Here is a 19883-nt window from a genome sequence, read left to right as displayed (position 1 = left end):
TTTTTACTTCTTAGTCATCCCTTTAAAGGCGAATGCGATGTTTGAGGGGCGTTCGGCGAGCCGTCTCATGAAATAGCCGTACCAGTCATCCCCGTAAGGCAGGTAGACTCTCATGCGGTATCCTTCTTCCACCAGGCTGAGCTGGGTTTGCGAGCGCATGCCGTACAGCATCTGAAACTCAAAACGGTCGTTTGGAATGCCGTGCTCTTTGGCAAGCTGTTTTGTAAACTCGATCATTTTGTCATCATGCGTGGCAACTGCCGTATAATGTCCTTTTAAAAGCTGTTTGCGGATGAGTCTTTTATAATTTTCATCGACGTCGCTTTTTTCAGGATAGGCCACCTTTTCCGATTCTTTATAGGCCCCTTTGACAAGCCGCAGAAACGGATTCAGCGGGCTGAGGTCATCAAGATCCTTCTCCGTTCTGTACAGATAAGCCTGCACCACGGTGCTTACGTATTCATACCGGCTCCGGAAGTCTTTAAAGATATCCAGCGTTTTCTGGCATCTCGTTTCATCTTCCATGTCAATCGTCACCATGACTTTATGTTTTTCAGCCGTCTGGAGGATTTTCGTCATATTTTCATAGACAAGATCGAGATCTATATCAAGACCTAAAGACGTCATTTTTAATGACACTTGGGAATTCAGCTGTTCATCAGCGATTAAGGCGATGGTCTGCATGCACTCCTCGGTGCGTTCTTTCGCGACATCACCGCTGTTGACAAATTCCCCCAAATGATCGACAGTAACTGACAGCCCTTGGCTGTTCAAATGTCGGATTGTCGGGATAGAACTGCGGAAATCCATTCCTCCGATGATTTTGCCGGCTGCCACACGGCTTCCCCAGCTTCGCGCCATCTTATTGAGAAAGCTGCTCTTGGATAAAAATAAGAAAAAATCTCTTGTAATCACTTCCAACCTTAACACCCCGCAATCTAAGAAGTATTTGTATGAGTCTATTGTAAATGGACAAAACATCCTCTCACAATATTCTAAAAATACAAAGATTCTGATAAATTTTTGTGGTTTTACCACAATCAGCTTCTTAGATAGCAGGCGGATTATGCCGAAAAAAGGCGGACGGAAATGACGGCAATCGTCAATTTCCGCCTTTTTACCCCCATGCCTCTTCGACGGTCTGAATCAATAGCTGATTCAATTCCTCCGTTATGTCAGGTTTCGGCGTTTTGATCGTTTTGACATAGTGCCCGATGCGTTCTATTTCTTCTTCTATAAATGCATGAATGATCGTATTTCTCGGTTCCGGAGCCAGCTCCTGACCGCTTTTTTTCCTTGTAAGCAGTGTATTGATTTCAGAAATGAGCGCTTCATCCGTCAATAAGGCATCGGCCAGTACGGGAAATGACATCGGCGGTACGGAGCCGAACGTTTCAATCCATCTGCAGGCAAGGAGAGGACGCAGAACATAAAAATACTTTTTAATCTTCACTTCACTGCCCCGCAATTCCGTTTTTTCATTCCGTTTTGCCATATTGAGATAATGATAGATGCCGGCTTCAGGCGAAAAGGCGCGGTTTTTCAGTTTTCGAAGCTTTTCAGCCGCTGAGAAAGCTTCATAATAGATCATCTCAGAAGAGAGCCATTCCAAAAGAGGCGGATTTGATTTTTTAAAAAGCCGCAGCGCTTTTCTCAGTTCCCAGCCGCTGATGTCAAGCATGTCATGAATCGGCTCTTCTATGACATCCCTATGCGGTTCGATCGAAAAGTACCATTCTTTTTTCGGCACATAGAGAAACCGTACATCGTAGTCGCTGTCTCTTGACGGAAATCCCCATGCGCGGCTCCCTGATTCTACGGCATAAAGCACCTTGACGCCGTGCTGTGCTTCAATTCGTTTTAATTCTTCGATGATCCTTTGTTCCATCTGTATCCGTCCTTTTCCGTGATCATTCCTGAAAAAAGCCCAAGTACTTGGGCTTTTCGCTGTCGTCAGCCTTTCAGATGCGCTTTCAGAAAGGCCAGCTTTTCCGTATGGAAAGAAGGTATGTATTCATGTCCGAAATACCGGTAAACCTTCAATTCTTTTTCCGTTTCCAGATGATTGTAAGCGGCAAACACCGTCGACGGCGGAGTCACGCGGTCAATCAGCCCGATGGACATGAGCACCGGAACTTTTACGCGGTCCGCCAGATTCATGATATCAAAATAGGCCAGTGTATTCATCGCGGCCTTCTCCGTTTCAGGGCTGCCGTTCTTTCTGAAAAAGGAGTTAATCTCAAGATACGGCTCATCAAGGGCGACATCAATGGCCCGCTCAAAATTGCTTAAATAAGGATAATCGGCCGCAACCGCTCTCGGAATGTCAGATAGTGCCGCCGCGGCGATTGAAAGTCCGCCTCCCTGGCTCCCGCCGATGACGGCGATCCTCGTTTCATCCACTTCATCAAAGCCGCTGATGACTTCCAAAGCCCGGACGGCATCTAAGTACACGCCGCGGTAATAATATGTATCTTTATCTAAAATCCCTTTCGTCATCCAGCCGGGAACGTGTCCGTGCGGTGAGACGCCTGTATCTGTGCTGCTGTGCTGACCGCGGACAAGCATGCCGAACGCGGCATATCCGTGTAGCGCCCAATTTACGATGTCATGTATATCCCCGTCATAGCTCGCGTTATAGCCGTGATATTTCACGATAGCCGGATGCGGTCCTTGCCGGTCGGGAACGGCGTACCATCCCTCAATTTCCGCCTTGCCGAAGCTTCGGTATGTCAGCCGGAATACTTTCACGCCGTCAGCTGGGTAGCTTTCAGCCTTCAATTCAGGCTTTGCCTCTTCCTTTGCAAGCTCATGTAATGATGATGCCCAAAAATCCGAAAAGTCATGAGGAGCGGTTTTATTTGGTTTATAGGTTTGCAGTTGGTCGAGCGGCAAGTCGTATAATTGCATATCCGATTATTCTCCTTTGTTTTGTAAGATTTAATTTTCTGACTCTATCTTAACACGATTTTACACTCATTTTCTAAACATTTTAATAAACGTTTGTTTAAAAACAAAAAAGCCGTGCGCTCACAGCGTCACGGCTCTTTTTACATCGGCTGATACAGGTCCCAGCCGATTTTTAACGTTTCTACGATATAATCGGCTATTTCTTCTGGTTCCAGATTATCCGTCGCCACTTTTGAATTATGTTTATCATAGATGCTTTGGCGCTCGTTAAAGAGCTGCTGCATTTCATCCATGGAACGGTTATGCAGAACGGGACGGCTTTCAATCAGCAGATCAGCCCGCTGCTTCCAATTCTCCCATGATAAATCAAGATGGAGCACGAGACAGTTTTCAAGGCAGCACTGTCTGATTTCCTCTTGTTTAAACGAACCGCCCCCAAGTGACACGATCTTGAATTTTGTATTGCGGCAGATATCTAATATATAGTCCTTTTCAGTCTGACGGAAAAAGGCTTCACCTTTTTTCTCAAACATTTCAGGGATGGACATATTGAAATCTTTCTCAATCTGCAGATCAATATCAATGAAGTCTCTGTATAATTTCTTAGCGACCAGCTGGCCGATTGTTGTCTTTCCGACACCCATGAATCCGATCAGTACGATATTTCTTTCTCTTACGGGAATGGCACGTTTTGCGTTCATCTTCGGCGAAATCCTCCTAAGAAATGAAAAAGTTATGTTTATTATATGATAACTCAATATTGAAATATAGAGATAATGCAATGAAAGAAAACCCATCCTTTATTAAGAAGAGATGAGTTTTTCTTTCTATCGGAGCGTAATGCGTTCCACCTTTCCGACAATGAAAATATAAGAAAATGCCCCGATAAATGCGACAGCGCCGACAAACAGAATCGCTCCGTTATATGAACCGGTCGCAGAAACGATAAACCCGATGATAAGCGGGGTGATAATACCGGCCATATTGGCGAAAAAGTTAAACACGCCTCCAGCCAATCCGATTGTCTCGCTTGGCGCCACCTCACTCAGCATCGTCCAGGATATATTGGACATGCCCTGCGCAAAAGAAGCAATGGATAAGATCGTCAAAACCGCAGGCGCAGATTCCGTAACATTCGCGAGCACGATGGTGCCTGTCAACAGAAGACCGAGGATGACGGGCGTTTTCCGGGCAACGTTCACCGACACGCCCCGTTTCATCATTCCGTCAGACCAATATCCGCCGAACAATACACCGAAAAAGGCGGCGATATACGGAATTGATGCGGCGAAGCCGACTTTTAAAAAAGCCATGTGCTTTGCCTCCGCCAGATAAGTCGGAAACCATGTCAAAAAGAAGAACAGCGTGGAGGCTACGGCGAATTGGCCGATATACAAGCCGACAAGCTTGCGGTATTTAAGAAGCTGGACGAAATCCGGCCACGTGATCCTGCCGGCTGATTCTGACACCTCTGTCAGTCCGCCGCCTTCTCTAATATAATCAAGCTCCTCCCGGTTCACTTTCCGGCACCGATTCGGCTCGTGATACATTTTGAACCAGAAAATGGAGAAAACAAGCCCGAGCACCCCTGAGGAAATAAAGACGGCGCGCCAGTCAAATGCCGTTAACACCCAGAATAAAACCGGTGTGGCGAACGCCAGCCCCACATATTCCCCCGCCGTATAAGCACCCGTCGCAAAGGCGCGTTCCCGCCTTGGAAACCATGTCGTGACAATCCGGTTGTTTGCCGGAAACGCAGGCGATTCAGCCAGCCCGATAATCAGGCGGCAGCCGAATAAAAATCCGAAACTGGCCGCAAAAGCCTGCACTCCGGTGAAAACAGACCAGATAATTAAAGAAACGCCGTACGTCCGTTTTGACCCGAATTTGTCCAAAATGAGCCCGCCGGGAATCTGCATTCCCGTATAAGTCCAGCTGAATGCGGAAAAGACGACGCCCAAAAGCGCGGGGCTTATGTTCAGCGATGTCTGAATGGACGGGGCGGCGATGGATACACTGGCACGGTCTATATAATTAATCGCAGTGATAAAAAACAAAAGAATCAGTATCACATAACGAGCGCGAGTCGGTTTATTGCGGACGGGACTGAAGTCCGTCAGCTCTGTTTCATTTTTCAATGGCTTCTCCCCCCTTACTCGAATGAAATTAATTGTACAACACTTCGGTCAATTATTTAATACTTTGACGCAAAAAAGCGCTAAACAATTTGTGTGCCGCACTGACCTGATGCAGACACACCCCGCTCATAAAAGTGTCTGCCCTTTTCATCTGTTTATCCGTATCGCACCCGGGGAAAAAGTACACATATGATAGACAGTTACGGGAGGATTATCGATGAAACTGAGTTTTTGTACGACAGGATTTAAAAAAAAGCATATTTTCGACGTCATTTCTTTCGCGAAGGAGCACTCCTTTGAGGGAATCGAACTGTGGTACGGACACGCTAAACAATATATAGAGGAAATCGGCCCGCTCGACAGGCTTAATCAGCAGCTTCAGGAGGAAGGTATCGGGGTGCCTGCCGTCAGTTTGTACACTGACTTCGCCACTCAGGATGAAAGGCAGGCGTTAAAGGATGTTCAAAGGGCATTAAGCGCGGCACGACAGCTGCGCAGTCCCTTGATCAGAGTCTTTGCCGGCAATCTTCCTTCGCATCGGACATCACCGGAAAAGTGGCAGCGTGCGGTTGATCAATTTCAGCAGGCGGCACGGCTCGCAGATGACTATGAAGTCGATATCGGGCTTGAGATTCATTACGATACGTACGCGGATACACCGGAGGCGGCGCTGGCATTTTTGGAGGATGTCGGACATCCGCGGGTCCGCACCATTTTTGATGGCTCCAACCTACACGTCAATCACGTTGACCAAATGCCCGCTTTAGAAAAACTGTATCATACCGTCAGCCACATTCATCTGAAAAACTATCACTGGAATTTTGACAACTGGTATCTCAGCAAGCCGGTGTCTGTTCTGCAAGGCGATTTACGGCAGGAACCCTTTCTGAAAGAACTGTTGAACAGGCAATACGGCGGTTTCGTGTCACTCGAATACTTCGGTCATCATGCTGAAGCGCATATGAAAGAATCTCTGAATGAGATCAGGCACTGCTTTAAGAAATAAAAAACATCCCTTCAGAGGGGATGTTTTTTCAAATTAAGAAAAAAATTTTAGAAACACAGAAGGTATTTTATGGATAATCATCTAATTATTAACACTGTAATACATTTCATTTGAAAAGGGAGTGCTCGAAATGAAATTCAAAAAAGTGTTAACCGGTTCTGCGCTGTCTCTTGCCTTACTGATGTCTGCCGCTCCTGCCTTTGCCGCATCACCAACAGCATCCGTGGAAAATAGCCCAATCTCAACGAAAGCAGATGCCGGCATTAATGCCATCAAGCTCGTTCAAAGCCCTAACGGCAACTTCGCTGCTTCTTTCGTTTTAGATGGAACAACGTGGATTTTCAAAAGCAAATACTATGACAGCAGTAAAGGGTATTGGGTAGGGATTTATGAAAGTGTAGATAAATAAAAGCGATAAACAAAAAACCTCCCTTTCAAAAGGGAGGTTTTTTTCATTCTATTTCCACCAATCATCAAACATCGAAGCCGGCACCTGGCGCTTATGCTCCGTACTGAGGTAGCGTTTTTCCAGCGCCTCAATCACTTTGGAAGATACGTCCTTGCCTTCTAAATAATCATCAATGTCATTGTATGTGATGCCGAGTTCGGTCTCATCAGTCTGCTGCGGTTTTTCATCAAGCAGATCGGCCGTCGGTAATTTCAAATACAGGCGCTCCGGCGCACCGAGCTCTTCTAATAAACGTCTGCCCTGGCGTTTCGTTAATCCGGTCAGGGGCAGCAGATCAGCTCCGCCGTCACCGTATTTCGTGAAGAAACCTGTCACCGCCTCGGCCGCATGGTCGGTTCCGATGACAAGCAGCCCCTCTTGTCCGCCGATGGCATATTGAGCGATCATTCTCATTCTGGCCTTTACATTTCCTTTGTTAAAGTCAGACAGCTGATCGCCCGTGTCTTTTTTGTACTGATCAGCGAGCGCGCTGACAGCGGACTTAATATCAAATGTCCATGATTTATCAGGTTTAATGAATTTGAGCGCCAATTGGGCGTCATCCTCATCCTGCTGTGTGCCGTGCGGAAGCCGGACGGCGATAAATTCCGCATTTCCGCCTTCTTCTCTGATGCTCTCAGCCGCCAATTGGGCGAGGCGTCCCGCAAGCGTGGAATCCTGCCCCCCGCTGATGCCGAGCACAAAGCCTTTGGCACCTGTTTTTTTCAAATATTGTTTCAGAAAGTTCACTCTGTCCTCAATTTCTTGTTTCGGATCAATTGAGGGCTTTACATGGAGATCATTCATAATTTGTTTCTGGATGCTCATCCCAATCACTCCTCCTGCATTGTTTCTTTATGATCCATTTCCCGTTCATGCTGAAAATGAATCATGCCACTATGTACGACTCTCTGTTAAATATAGCACAGGTGCAGATTTTAAGTGAATCAAATACACCGGGATCAGCTGATTTCCACCCGCAGCGCCGTGATGCTGTCTCCATTGCATTTTCCTTTTTCGATCGGACAGGATGAAAACGCGACGACGAGATCCATTTCCGCACGGAGCCGTACATAATCACCCGCGTCAGAAAGAGGCGTTTCGACTGATAAGTTCCCTTTCTCATCGAGCACCGTGTTCATAAAAATGGCGAATGGGTAATGCATATGCGGCCGCGGCACCCCGAATGGTTCAAGCGCTCCGCTCATATTGTCATAGCACGTATCCTGGAGCTCGTCTTTATGCTTTCCGTATAAAAGCCTGTTCATATCCGGACGGCAGGCGGGAAGCAGCAGGTCATGCTTGCCGACTGTATCCTCAATCAGCGTCAGCATCGGCTTGTATAAATTCGAATAAATATGATCACCCGTTTTCACATGAATGGACTGGTTGGCATCAATCGTCGCGCCCTGATCAAGATGTTCATAAAAGTCCTTGGCATGATACGCCGTGAAGTCAGCCACCTGCTGCCCTTCCACATCGACTACTTTTATAATCTGCCCTTTGTGAACCTTCAGGCCGAGCCCTTTTTTCGGCGGTACGATAAATTGCTGTGTCATCAGACTGCTCCTTTTTTCTTCTATTATGAACTCCGTCCGTTTGTTTCATGTAAAGCAATTTATTGGATGTATATTCCCCTTCTGACGGCTGCAATCTAAGCTTTGATAAAGGGGTTGAACTTCATGGGTAAATCACAGGACCAGCCTAAAGGAAATCTCGCTTGGTGGCAGCTCTCCTTAATCGGCGTCGGCTGCACAATCGGGACGGGATTTTTTCTCGGGTCCAGCATTGCTATTGTCAAAAGCGGATATTCCGCGCTGATCTCATTTCTTATTGCCGGGCTTGGCACCTATTTTGTCTTTGAGCAGCTCGCGAAGCTTTCGGCTAAACAGCCCGAAAAGGGGTCTTTTTGCGCTTATGCGAGAAAGGCTTTCGGCAATTGGGCCGGTTTCAGCAACGGATGGGTGTACTGGTCGTCCGAGATGCTGATTACGGGAAGCCAGCTGACAGCGATCTCGCTGTTTACGAAGCATTGGTTTCCGAATGTGCCGCTGTGGATTTTCGCCTCCATCTATGCGGTGCTCGGTCTTTTGATTATATTTACGGGGCTGTCCGTTTTTCAAAAAACGGAAAATGTGCTCGCTGTTGTCAAGACGGCGGCGATTTTTATGTTTATCGTGATCGCCATATTGGCGCTGTGCGGTATATTTTCTCACAAACCGGATGTGCAGGTGCCGAACGAATCAAAGGATTTGTTCCCGCACGGAGCGATGGGGTTATGGACGGGGCTGATTTATGCGTTTTACGCCTTCGGAGGAATTGAAGTCTTGGGGCTGATGACCGTACACTTGAAAAAACCGGAGGAAGCCTCAAAATCAGGCCGGCTGATGCTTGCTGTACTTGCGGTGATTTACGTCATTTCTCTCGGCCTGGCGCTGCTGTTAGTGCCGCTGGGCAAATTCACCGAGCAGGACAGCCCGTTTATTACATCGCTGAAGGGTTTTCATTTAGATATCATTCTTGATATTTTTAACGGCATTTTTATTATTGCGGGATTTTCCACACTCGTCGCCTCGCTGTTTGCCGTGACGACATTGCTTTGTACAATGGCCGATGACGGGGATGCGCCGAAATGCTTCAGGTTAAAGGAAAACAAAAAAATCTGCTGGCCTGCGCTCGGATTGACGTTTGCCGGACTCATCGTCTCCATCATCCTGTCATTGGTGCTGCCGAAAAATATATATGAACACATGACAACCGCGGCGGGTCTGATGCTTCTTTATACGTGGCTGTTCATTTTGTTCTCGGGCAAGAAACTGCTCGAAACGACAAAAATGGGAACCGCACAGATTTTTATCGCCCTTGTGCTGATTGTCGCGGCCGTCTCCGGGACGCTGTTTGAGAAATCGAGCCGGCCCGGTTTTCTGGTCAGCCTTTGTTTTCTCGCCGTCATTGCGATCGTGACATGGATCGTACAAAAAAAGCAGGGACACAGCCCTGCCGGATCATAGCTTATTTCGTCGGTTTAAACAGTCTTTTCAAATAAGAAAAGGGACACTTTGACACTTGCGTCTCATCATCACGGAGGAAATATTGCTTCCATTCTAAATTGTCTTTTAATCCGTACCACCCCAATCGGGGATGAAGAGGGGCTTCATCATACGCCTCTAAGCGTTTTCTGATCAGCCGGCTCATGTTTCGTCCGAACGCGGTTGAATCATTTAATCCTTCAAAAACCCATCTCGGCTGAAACGCCAGCATAAAAAACGGGAAGCTTCTGCTTTGTCTCGCTTCATGCGCAGGCGTCGCGCACAGAATAAAATACGGCTCGCCGTCAAAGCAGAACTCCCATTTATAATGTTCAGGGTCTTCCGGCATGTCTTCCGGCCAGTCATTCGGGTCGCAGCCGCTCAGCCGGTTTAAAAAAGACCAGAACAGCTCTTCATACCCCTCAATGGAATAATGCTCAGCTAAATCCTCAGGCGTATCAAAAATCACAAGCAGCGACGCGTATCTTCCGGTATCCCTTGAGATCTTTCCGTACTCGGACAGCAGCATCCCCACTTCCTCCGGGGTTCCCTCTTCGCGGGGATCACCCGCAAAGGATATCCGGAGCTGATCTGTCAAAAATCCCTGACGTCCGGGAATGCACGGAAACGTATCCGCTTTATCGCCTACTTTTTCTGATAGAAGCTCAAAAGCGATTCTCTGCCAATTTGGCAGATCCAATAACTTTTCCTCAAGGCAACTTTTTGTGTACAGCCCGCTTGCCATCGGCCCACCTCCAGTATCGTCATGATACGTTATGACGGAGATAGGCGATGGGTGACTCTTCTTCTATTTATGAGATGAGCATTTGAATCCCCTGCCATCCGAAATAAAACCCGAAAACGATCAAAGACACACCCGCCGCTCCCGTCAGCCAGCGGAGCGCTTTTTCATGAAGGAGATTTCTGAAAGTGCTCGCGGCGACCGCCATGCAGAAATCCCAGATCAAAATGCCGAGAAGAATGCCGGAGCTGTAAATCAAAAGCTGATTTGCATCGAAGGATTCAGCGGTTTTGGCGAGAATGCTCCCGTATATGCCGAGCCAGAATAAAATGCTCAGCGGATTGGAAAGAGAAATAAAAAATCCCGCGCCGAATGTTTTGTAAAAAGACGGTTTTCCTTTTCCGCTTCTGACATTCATGGCTTCCCTTATATTTTTTAACGTTTCGACTCCCGTATAGGTCAGCACGAAAAAACCGAAGAGCCACAAAAACGTTTTTACAAAAGGAGCGGTCAAAAATTGAGACAGCCCGAAATAGATCAGAATCATATACAGCCCGTCCGCGGCCATGGCGCCAAGACCGAAAATCCACGCATGCCAAAAGCCGTTTTTGATGCCTTTGTCAATTTGCGCCGCATTGACCGGGCCGACAGGTGCTGACAATGACAGCCCGAGAACGATGTAGCTTAAAAAGATGTTCATTGGCTTCCCCCTCATTCATGCAACTTGTACAAGTTATTCATGAATGGGCCGTGCTATGATACATTATTTTAATTTCTCAAGTTCGTCTTCCATCATGTCCGTCGCTTTTCCTAAAAAATCGAATATCAGCCGCAGTTCTTCTTCTTTATATTGCCGGCAAAGGCTGATCGTGGACTGGGATAAGGAGCTGAACAATTGCTTCACATTCGCTTTTCCGGCTGTCAGCGGCACGATGATCACCCGACGTTTGTCTTCGGGGTCTTTTTTCCTCATGACATATCCCGCTTTTTCGAGCCGGTCAATGAGCGCCGTTACCGAACCTGTGCTGAGGCCGGTTTTTTTCCCCAGCTCGCCTGCGGTCATCGGGCCTGCTTCATTTAAGATATCAGCTGATTTTAAATCGGTCGGAAACAGACCGAGAGATTGAGCGGCCGCCTGATGAAAAAGGATCGTCCTTGTGGCCATCTTCCGGAATAACTGTATCGCGGTTTCCTCCGTCTCGCTTCTGGTATTTCTTGTTGACAACTGACAGGCCTCCCTATAAAATCAATTTATCTTGACGATCAAGATAATTTTCGGCAAATCTAATATGATCATAGCAAATTTAATGATCAAAAGTAAGTATGGGAGGAAAAAGCATGGAACAAACAGCCGCTAAGGACGCCTCGACGAAGTTTGTCGTCATCGGTCTTTTACTGGGCATTTTAATGTCGGCTATGGATAATACAATCGTTGCCACTGCGATGGGAAATATCGTGGCGGACCTCGGAAGTTTCGACAAGTTCGCGTGGGTGACGGCATCATACATGGTAGCCGTTATGGCCGGTATGCCGATTTACGGAAAACTGTCCGATATGTACGGACGCAAGCGTTTCTTTTTATTCGGTCTTATTCTTTTCTTAATCGGATCTGCATTATGCGGAATCGCCCAAACAATGGATCAGCTCATTATTTACCGCGTCATTCAGGGAATCGGCGGAGGCGCGCTGATGCCGATCGCCTTCACGATCATTTTTGATTTATTTCCGCCCGAAAAACGCGGAAAAATGTCGGGCATGTTCGGTGCCGTTTTCGGCCTGTCCAGCGTTCTCGGGCCGCTTTTAGGCGCGCTCATTACCGACTCCATCAGCTGGCACTGGGTGTTTTACATCAACGTGCCGATCGGTATTTTATCATTGTTTTTCATTCTTCGTTATTATAAAGAATCCCTTGAACACAGGAAGCAGAAAATCGACTGGGCCGGCGCGATTACGCTGGTGGTTTCCATTGTCGGTCTGATGTTCGCTCTTGAGCTCGGCGGAAAAACGTATGATTGGAACTCCGTGCAGATCATCGGTCTGTTCGCGGTGTTCGCCGTGTTCTTTATCGCCTTTTTTATTGTGGAAAGAAAAGCGGAAGAACCGATGATCTCATTTTGGATGTTTAAAAACCGTTTATTTGCCACGGCACAGATTCTGGCGTTCCTTTACGGAGCCACGTTCGTCATCCTAGCGGTGTTTATCCCGATCTTCGTTCAGGCTGTGTACGGAAGCACCGCGACAAGCGCAGGCTTTATTTTGACGCCGATGATGATCGGTTCTGTTATCGGAAGTATGATCGGCGGAATTTTCCAGACGAAAGTGCGGTTCCGCAGTTTAATGCTGATTTCCGTGGTCGCTTTCTTTATCGGAATGCTGCTGCTTTCCAATATGACACCGGATACGGCGCGTACGATGCTGACGGTATTCATGCTGATCTCGGGATTCGGCGTCGGCTTCAACTTCTCACTGCTGCCGGCTGCGTCCATGAACGATCTGGAGCCGCGTTACCGCGGAAGCGCCAACTCAACAAACTCGTTTTTGAGATCATTCGGTATGACGCTCGGTGTGACGATTTTCGGAACCATCCAGACAAATGTGTTTACCAATAAGCTCACAGATTCATTCAGCGGCATGAAAGGAGCGGGCGGCGCGATGCAGAACATCGGAAATCCGCAGGACATTTTCCAGGCCGGCACGCGCGCTCATATTCCGCCGCACATTCTGGATCGCATTATTGACGCCATGTCGCAAAGCATCACATATGTATTTACGCTTGCGCTGGCGCCGATCGTCATTGCGGCCGTTACCATTTTGTTTATGGGAAAAGCGAGAGTAAAAACCTCTCAGGAAATGGCGAAAAAAGCGAATTAAAAAAAGCAGTACATGGCGTTTGTCATGTACTGCTTTTTTATTTACTCTGCGAAATGCGGAGCGAGAATATCTTTCAGTACGTTTGCGCTGCGGCTGAATTGAGCCTGTTCTGTTTCATTCAGCTCAAGTTCCGTCACACCTGCGATGCCGTTCCGATTGACGACGGCCGGAACGCCGATAAAGACGTCGTTTACACCGTATTGGCCGTCCAGATATGTGCTGACGGTTAAAATGCTGTTTTCATTACGCAAAATCGCTTTTGTGATGCGGGCGAGGCTCATCGCCACTCCGTAATATGTCGCGCCTTTTTTCTCGATAATATGGTAGGCCGCGTTTTTCACATCGTCAACGATCTGATCCAGCTCGTCCTGTTTGTAAGCTGCATTTTTCTCCAGCAATTGCTGCACCGGCACTCCGCCGATATTGGCGTGACTCCATACAGGAAGCTCGGTATCGCCGTGCTCGCCGATAATGTGGGCGTGTACGTTTTGCGGAGCGGCTCCGAAGTATTCGCTCAGCATATAACGGAATCGCGCAGAATCCAGTGTCGTGCCGCTGCCGATGACGCGTTCTTTCGGCAAGCCGCTGAATGTCCAAGTCGCATAAGTGAGAATGTCGACCGGGTTTGTGGCAACGAGGAAGATGCCGTCAAATCCGCTTGCCATTACTTCACCGACAATACTTTTAAAAATGGCGAGATTTTTTTCGACCAGCTCAAGTCTCGTTTCGCCCGGTTTTTGATTGGCCCCTGCACAGATGCACACGATATCGGCATCCTTGCAATCCTCATATGTGCCGTAAGACGTTTTGACCGGATGAGGCGCAAATGCCTTTCCGTGATTTAAATCCATGACATCTCCCATGGCTTTTTCTCTATTTACATCAATGATCACAAGCTCATCTGTGATCCCTTGGTTAATTAACGCAAATGCATAACTGCTTCCAACAAAACCTGCTCCGATTAATGCTACTTTGTTCACTCGTTCGTTCATCATGTATGCTCATCCTCCAGTGTTTCGTGGTGACTGTTTTTATATTGTGAAGTATTTCACATTTATATTGTGCAATACTTCACAAACTTTTGCAAGAGAAAAGTTTGATTTTTGGACAAAAAAATATCGATGATGGTTTCCAGATTGTTGACAACATCCTAAAACGGAACCGTTTTAGGATGTTGTCATCTTTTCAGCGTGATTGATTTCCTAACAGAAGCAAGGGTTTGATGTGATGATGTCTCTATTCATTAATGCGGAAGATAACCGTTTAAACCGGAGTTGTTATACAAACCATTCTGCACATAATCAAAGCCGGGCTGGTTCTGGCCGGGCACTTGGGCGCTGCCATTGTTAAAAATCACTTTGGCGTTGGCCGTATCCGCATTCTCAGGCAGCGTCAGCGTGTACATTCCATCTGCATTCTTGGTCATGGCTTTCCCCGGCCACGATCCGGTTAATTCTATCGCCCTGCCTCCATCATGTTTATAGATATAAGCATTTACCTGGCCCCAATGATCCGGATTTTGATAGCCAATGATGTTGGTTTGGGCCGGGTCTTTTTTGACAAACGTGTATTCTTGGGTTCTCGCTGCACCCTCGCCGTTCGTTCCGGTTAATTTAATGTTGTATGTCGTGCCGATTGGATCTTCTTTCCCGATCGTTAATCGGTCTCCATCCTTAAATGCTGTCTGCTGCTCATTATTGATTTGGTAAACGGCTTTTGTTGTTTTCGCATTTGCACGCAGGGTGACCGTCAGCTGATCATTGAAAGAATGGACTGCCCCCGTTTGGTAATTCTCAAGGAAGACATGAGGCGCATTTCCAATGTCGTCAGGATAAAGAACAGCCGCGGATCTGGCATTGATCGTACCTGTCAGTTTGCCGTTCGCTACTTGAAATGAACCGGCGCCGGCCCTATTATCATACCTGCCGTCAGGTAATTTCGTTGAAGTATTGATGGTGACAGAAGACGATCCTGCATTTGCCAGCACAACGCCTTTTGAGCCGCGCTGATTCATAAATATTTGATTGTTCCCATTCGGATTCGAGAGTTCCTCGGGCTGCCCGGCCATTTCATTGTGAAATTGATTGACCGCAGTGATCGCCTGATCTTTAAATAAGGCGCTCCCGCGATCTCCTATTTGACTTTTTCCGGGAAATCTCACACCATTTCCTCCGCCCTCAGGCCGGGAAAAGAAAAGAGGCGTGCTTCCTGAGCGGGAACCAATCACTGCCCAGCCTAAACGAATATCGTCATCACTCATCCATGTGGACTCTTCATCATCATTGGCATACGTATCATGTGATTCCACCCATGTGACTAACTTGTCCGCAGACACGTCAGATGCATAATGGGAGATATTCGACACACTCAGATTACGATTCTTTAAAGCGGATCTGATGGAATGCCCGTAGTTAGAAGCCGTCACATTCATATAATTCGCATAAGCAGTATCTCTGGATGCGCTGTCTTGCAGGATTTCTCCGTATTGGAACTCCGCCGATGTATTTGTGATATTCGGCCAAAATTGGCTGCCGTAATTCCCATCATCCGGAAGCTCTATATGCTTGGCGGCATCATAGCGGAACCCGTCTGCTCCGTCATTCAATGCTCTTTCCAAGAAACCTTTCAGGTAGGCTTGCACCTCAGTGTTCTGTGTATTCCAATCATACAGCCCAAGCAATGAATTTTGAGTGACGTCCCATCGATCCGACCAATTTTTAATTTGTGTGTTTCCGTGGGTCCAGTTTGGAATACGCTTAATCTCGTCAGAAATCGCGGCATAATCGCTGGTGGTATGATTGATAACCGCATCAACAATGACTTTTACGCCGTATTTTTCCGCGGCTGCACACATGTCCTTAAATTCTTGTTCAGTGCCTAAGTAACGGTTGCCGATTTGGTACGATGTCGGCTGATACAGCCAGTACCAGTTCCTCATGCTTTTATCTCCTTGGTTCCCTTCCTTTACTTGGTTAATCGGAGACGTCTGAATGGCTGCATAGCCCGCATCACGAATCTCTTTCATATTTTGTGTTAACGTATTGAACGACCAATTCCAAGCATGAAGGATGGTCCCGTTTTTGACCGATGACACGGCCATCTCATTCGATTTGTTTGCAGTTTCAGCGTTTGCAGCCGCCGGGCCTGACAAAACCAAATGAAACAGCAATAAAAATCCGGCGAATAACGGCAGTAAAGAGGTTTTGAATCGTTTTTCAAACATTTTTGACACTCCTTATTTCATTTTTGAAGACTGACTGCGGAGTCAAAAATTCCTCTTACTCTTTCTTTAGCTCCTTTCAACTGTTGTGAAGACTGGAGAATTCTGTTAACGCTTACATTTCAACTTATCACACTCTCTCTATCAAAGCAACGCGGCAGAGTGAATTCAAATCTATATTCCTATCAATTAAAAAGACTTCCCGCTTTCAAACAAAAAAAGAAACCACCTGTCAAGATGATTTCTTTTTTATTTCTTTTATCGCTCTTCTGTAAGACAGCTTCACAATGACATACCGAAGCAGAAACAGAATGCCTCCGCAGACGATAAAAAGAAAGATCATTTTCAGCCAAGCAAAGAATGTATGGGGAAACCCCCTGTCGTACATCGTAATCGCCGCTGCCGCAAAAGTGACCGCAATTGAATCTATCCGCTGCTGCTTCACCCGCTTTTGCAATTCTTCTTTGGTGTCTATTCTCGGCATGAGCATTCCCGACGCTCCCGCCCTGATACAATAATAAACAATTATAATGAAGAAAACCGCCAAGCTTCCGGCCCATTCCCTAAACGGACAGTTCAGAACAAGTCCGCGTACGATGATGTCAAGCAAAGACAGTGTGCCCACAAGCATTCCGACTTCTGACCAAATCATTCGTTCTTTCTCTTTCACACTCTCACTCTTTCCATTCACGTTTGAAAGTCTGTTCCGACGCTGATTCATGACTTCCTCCCGTACTATTAAGAATGGCTTACAACTCCCATTATATCTTGCCGATTCATAATGATAAACCGAAATATCATTGACAAAAATGTTAATAAGGGCCCCAATTGATCAGGACGCCTATGCAAATAAACACAAGGCCGATGACAAACCAAATCAGCGCCAGCGGAATCATGAAGCGAAGCCACTTTACGTACGGAATGCCGCTGGCAGCCAGTACGGCCATCAGCACGCCGGAAGTCGGATTGACACAGTTTACGACGCCTTCCCCAAGCATAACCGCTTCAACCGCGACCTGTCTCGTGATACCCATCAGATCGGCAAGCGGCGCCAAGATCGGAATAAATACGACCGCCTCCCCTGAGCCCGATGAAATCAGAAAATGAAGCAGGGCGCTGGAAATATACATTCCGATTGCCCCTGCCATCGGGCTGAAACCGTGCAGCAGTGACGCAAGTCCATTGACTACCGTATCAAGCAGCTTTCCATGTTCCAGGATAACGGAAATGCTTCTCGCCATTCCGACGATCAGCGCGCCGTAAACGAGGCCCTGACAGCCTGTAATAAACGTTTTTGCGATATCATCTGCCGCCATTCCCGCAATCAGGCCGGACACGATTGAGATAAAAATGAACACGGCGGCCATCTCTGAATCAGACCAGCCAAGAGTAAGCGCGCCGTATAAAAAGCCTGCAAGCGACAAAGCCGCGACAGCCAGAATCAATTTATGGCGGACGGTAAACGGGACATGCTTGTCCTCCGGCTCAGAAACCTGCGGGAGTGAACCTGCCGCCGGAAACCAATCGTTCCCCAGCAGACTGGCGTCCTTTGCTTTTCTGAGTTTTCTCGTATACCGATAAATATATAAAATAGATGATAACAGAAAACAAATGTAGACGGCAATCCGCAGTCCGATACCGGAAAACAGCGGCAGCTCCGCGATGCTTTGTGATAACCCGAGCGGTGAAGGTGATAAAATCGTCGCGTTAAACCCGGCATAGCAGCCGATATAAATGACGGCCGCTCCGGCCACGGCGTCCCATTTCAGCGAGCGGGCGACGATCAGGCCGATCGGAATAAAACCGATCACGGAATTAACGACGATGCCGGTTGTGCCGAGGATCGAAAACAGAGATCCGACAATCGCAATAAACAGCAGCTGTTTTGTGCGGAACGTACTGATGACATTACTGATCAATCCATTGATGGCGCCCGTTTTCTCCAAAATCGCAATGGTGCCGCCCGTAAACAGGATTAAAAAAATGATCGGCGCGGAACTTGTCATCCCTTCCTGAATCGCGGTAAAAAAAGCGATCGGGCTGACAGGAGACTGGTCTAAAGAATGATAGCTTCCCGGGACGGCGGACGTCACACTGCCCTTTGTCACCCTGTCAAATTCTCCCGCGGGAACGAGGTACGACGCTATCGCGCATAGTAAAGCGACAATGAACAGCAGCACATAAGCATCAGGCATCACAAACAATTTCTTCTTTTTCAATACAGGTTCGGCCTTCGGCACAGCCATACCATCACCATCCCGCTTTAAAAATTTATAAACTATTCAGAAAATACAGATATGTGCTATATTATATACAGACCGATTGCCTGTTTTCAATATCAAAAATAAAAAACAGACAGCTTTTGAAGGAGGACTTACGGCATGAACAGACTCACAGCGCATGAAAAGCAAGTCATTATGGATATTTTTGACCACCTGCACGCCAATCCCGAAGTAAGCTGGAAAGAATATCAAACAACTGAATATCTGACTGAAAAACTGAAAGAGGCCGGCTGCCGGACCCGCACGTTTGATGATTGTACCGGTGTTGTCGGCGAAATCGGAGAAGGCTCGCCCGTTGTGGCTGTCCGGGCGGATATTGACGCGCTGTGGCAGGAAGTGGATGGTGTCTTTCAGGCGAACCATTCATGCGGACATGATTCACATATGACGATGGCGCTCGGCACGATGATGCTTTTAAAGAGTCAGCCGAAACTTCCGAAGGGCACCATCCGCTTTATTTTTCAGCCGGCTGAAGAAAAAGGCGGCGGAGCGCTGAAAATGATTGAAAAAGGCGTACTGGATGATGTTGACTTCTTATACGGCGTGCACGTGCGCCCCGTACAGGAAACGGCAAACGGCCGATGCGCACCGTCCATTCTGCATGGCTCAAGCCAGCATATAGAAGGTCTGATTATCGGAGAAGAAGCCCACGGCGCGAGACCGCATCTCGGCCTTAACAGTATCGAAATCGCCGCTCTTCTCGTCCAAAAACTCAGCTTCATTCATCTTGATCCCGGCATCCCGCATTCCGTGAAGATGACAAAGCTTCAGGCCGGCGGAGAGAGTTCCAATATCATTCCGGGAAAAGCATCGTTCAGCCTTGATCTCCGCGCACAAACCAATGCCGCCATGGAGAAATTAACCGCCGAAACCGAAAGAGCCTGTGAAGCGGCGGCTGCCGCATTCGGCGCAAAAATCGAACTGCAAAAAGAACACAGCCTCCCGGCAGCCGAGCGAAACAAGGAGGCGGAAGCCATCATGGCATCTGCGATCAGCAGCATTCTCGGAGAAGAACATCTGGATGAACCTCTTGTGACAACCGGTGGAGAGGATTTTCATTTTTACGGGGTAAAGGTGCCGAACTTAAAAACGACGATGCTCGGCCTAGGATGCGGTCTGGAGCCGGGACTTCACCATCCCCAAATGACATTTGACCGAAGCGCCATCTTTACTGGCGTTGAGATATTAACGGCCGCCGTCCTCAAATCGTTTGAAGCATAAAAAAAAGCAGCCCGTT

At 47.5% G+C, this 19883-nt stretch carries 19 protein-coding genes; 5 read left to right on the top strand and 14 right to left on the bottom strand.

The window, feature by feature from the left end:
• Positions 1-3: 3 nt before the first annotated feature.
• The 5 genes from SB847_RS16910 to SB847_RS16890 all read right to left on the bottom strand — a co-directional run bounded on the left by SB847_RS16910 (position 4) and on the right by SB847_RS16890 (position 5048).
• A complete protein-coding gene (locus SB847_RS16910; protein ID WP_087920787.1) occupies positions 4-915 on the bottom strand; it encodes a proline dehydrogenase family protein in 912 nt (303 codons plus the stop codon).
• 202 nt (positions 916-1117) lie between these two features.
• A complete protein-coding gene (locus SB847_RS16905; protein ID WP_410578154.1) occupies positions 1118-1888 on the bottom strand; it encodes a nucleotidyltransferase domain-containing protein in 771 nt (256 codons plus the stop codon).
• Between the two features lie 65 nt (positions 1889-1953).
• On the bottom strand, positions 1954-2910 hold the full coding sequence (gene cah / locus SB847_RS16900) for a cephalosporin C deacetylase (RefSeq protein WP_044802737.1): 957 nt from the start codon (positions 2908-2910) through the stop codon (positions 1954-1956).
• Positions 2911-3050: 140 nt separating this feature from the next.
• Positions 3051-3611, bottom strand: a complete 561-nt coding sequence (locus tag SB847_RS16895) for a shikimate kinase (protein WP_003156609.1) — start codon at positions 3609-3611, stop codon at positions 3051-3053.
• A 126-nt stretch (positions 3612-3737) separates the two neighbouring features.
• Positions 3738-5048, bottom strand: a complete 1311-nt coding sequence (locus SB847_RS16890; protein ID WP_410578151.1) for an MFS transporter — start codon at positions 5046-5048, stop codon at positions 3738-3740.
• A gap of 217 nt (positions 5049-5265) precedes the next feature.
• On the opposite strand from SB847_RS16890, the gene SB847_RS16885 reads away from it, so the two are divergent.
• Together SB847_RS16885 and SB847_RS16880 are read left to right on the top strand one after the other, a co-directional pair.
• The gene (locus tag SB847_RS16885; RefSeq protein WP_308826439.1) at positions 5266-6054 is read left to right on the top strand and encodes a sugar phosphate isomerase/epimerase family protein; all 789 of its coding nucleotides are present in this window, start codon (positions 5266-5268) and stop codon (positions 6052-6054) included.
• Positions 6055-6184: 130 nt separating this feature from the next.
• Positions 6185-6463, top strand: coding sequence for an antimicrobial peptide LCI (locus SB847_RS16880; RefSeq protein WP_044802733.1), 279 nt, complete (start codon positions 6185-6187; stop codon positions 6461-6463).
• Positions 6464-6511: 48 nt separating this feature from the next.
• On the opposite strand, the gene nadE is transcribed toward SB847_RS16880, so the two are convergent.
• Together nadE and SB847_RS16870 are read right to left on the bottom strand one after the other, a co-directional pair.
• A complete protein-coding gene (gene nadE, locus SB847_RS16875; RefSeq protein WP_410578149.1) occupies positions 6512-7330 on the bottom strand; it encodes an ammonia-dependent NAD(+) synthetase in 819 nt (272 codons plus the stop codon).
• Positions 7331-7464: 134 nt separating this feature from the next.
• Complete coding sequence (locus SB847_RS16870; RefSeq protein WP_011996295.1) at positions 7465-8061, bottom strand: DUF1989 domain-containing protein; 597 nt, start codon at positions 8059-8061, stop codon at positions 7465-7467.
• A 123-nt stretch (positions 8062-8184) separates the two neighbouring features.
• On the opposite strand from SB847_RS16870, the gene SB847_RS16865 reads away from it, so the two are divergent.
• Positions 8185-9513: an amino acid permease gene (locus tag SB847_RS16865; RefSeq protein WP_044802731.1), complete on the top strand. Its 1329-nt coding sequence runs from the start codon at positions 8185-8187 to the stop codon at positions 9511-9513.
• A gap of 1 nt (position 9514) precedes the next feature.
• Here SB847_RS16865 and SB847_RS16860 read toward each other — a convergent pair whose 3' ends face one another.
• The 3 genes from SB847_RS16860 to SB847_RS16850 form a co-directional block, all read right to left on the bottom strand.
• Complete coding sequence (locus SB847_RS16860; RefSeq protein ID WP_410578147.1) at positions 9515-10276, bottom strand: YqcI/YcgG family protein; 762 nt, start codon at positions 10274-10276, stop codon at positions 9515-9517.
• 67 nt (positions 10277-10343) lie between these two features.
• Positions 10344-10973, bottom strand: a complete 630-nt coding sequence (locus SB847_RS16855) for a LysE family translocator (RefSeq protein ID WP_410578145.1) — start codon at positions 10971-10973, stop codon at positions 10344-10346.
• A gap of 63 nt (positions 10974-11036) precedes the next feature.
• A complete protein-coding gene (locus SB847_RS16850; RefSeq protein WP_003156626.1) occupies positions 11037-11498 on the bottom strand; it encodes a MarR family transcriptional regulator in 462 nt (153 codons plus the stop codon).
• A gap of 113 nt (positions 11499-11611) precedes the next feature.
• On the opposite strand from SB847_RS16850, the gene SB847_RS16845 reads away from it, so the two are divergent.
• Positions 11612-13144 carry an MDR family MFS transporter gene (locus SB847_RS16845; RefSeq protein ID WP_410578143.1) on the top strand — a complete coding sequence of 511 codons (1533 nt, stop codon included), beginning with the start codon at positions 11612-11614 and terminating at the stop codon, positions 13142-13144.
• Positions 13145-13185: 41 nt separating this feature from the next.
• On the opposite strand, the gene SB847_RS16840 is transcribed toward SB847_RS16845, so the two are convergent.
• From SB847_RS16840 to SB847_RS16825, 4 genes are all read right to left on the bottom strand, one after another.
• The gene (locus tag SB847_RS16840) at positions 13186-14139 is read right to left on the bottom strand and encodes an L-lactate dehydrogenase (RefSeq protein ID WP_014416851.1); all 954 of its coding nucleotides are present in this window, start codon (positions 14137-14139) and stop codon (positions 13186-13188) included.
• 248 nt (positions 14140-14387) lie between these two features.
• Positions 14388-16367, bottom strand: a complete 1980-nt coding sequence (gene amyE, locus SB847_RS16835) for an alpha-amylase (RefSeq protein ID WP_410578140.1) — start codon at positions 16365-16367, stop codon at positions 14388-14390.
• A 229-nt stretch (positions 16368-16596) separates the two neighbouring features.
• Positions 16597-17085 (bottom strand): DUF6773 family protein, encoded by a 489-nt coding sequence (locus SB847_RS16830; protein ID WP_130571641.1) that lies wholly within the window; start codon positions 17083-17085, stop codon positions 16597-16599.
• Positions 17086-17176: 91 nt separating this feature from the next.
• A complete protein-coding gene (locus SB847_RS16825) occupies positions 17177-18610 on the bottom strand; it encodes a YfcC family protein (protein WP_410578138.1) in 1434 nt (477 codons plus the stop codon).
• A 135-nt stretch (positions 18611-18745) separates the two neighbouring features.
• Between SB847_RS16825 and SB847_RS16820 the strand changes: the two genes are divergently transcribed.
• Positions 18746-19867 carry a M20 peptidase aminoacylase family protein gene (locus SB847_RS16820; protein WP_410578136.1) on the top strand — a complete coding sequence of 374 codons (1122 nt, stop codon included), beginning with the start codon at positions 18746-18748 and terminating at the stop codon, positions 19865-19867.
• Positions 19868-19883: the final 16 nt, after the last annotated feature.

It is taken from the genome of Bacillus sp. SIMBA_026, from assembly GCF_046535335.1.
GTDB classification, from domain to species: domain Bacteria; phylum Bacillota; class Bacilli; order Bacillales; family Bacillaceae; genus Bacillus; species Bacillus velezensis.
Note: the sequence above shows the minus strand (reverse complement) of the source record. Positions and strands in the feature narration are given on the sequence as shown.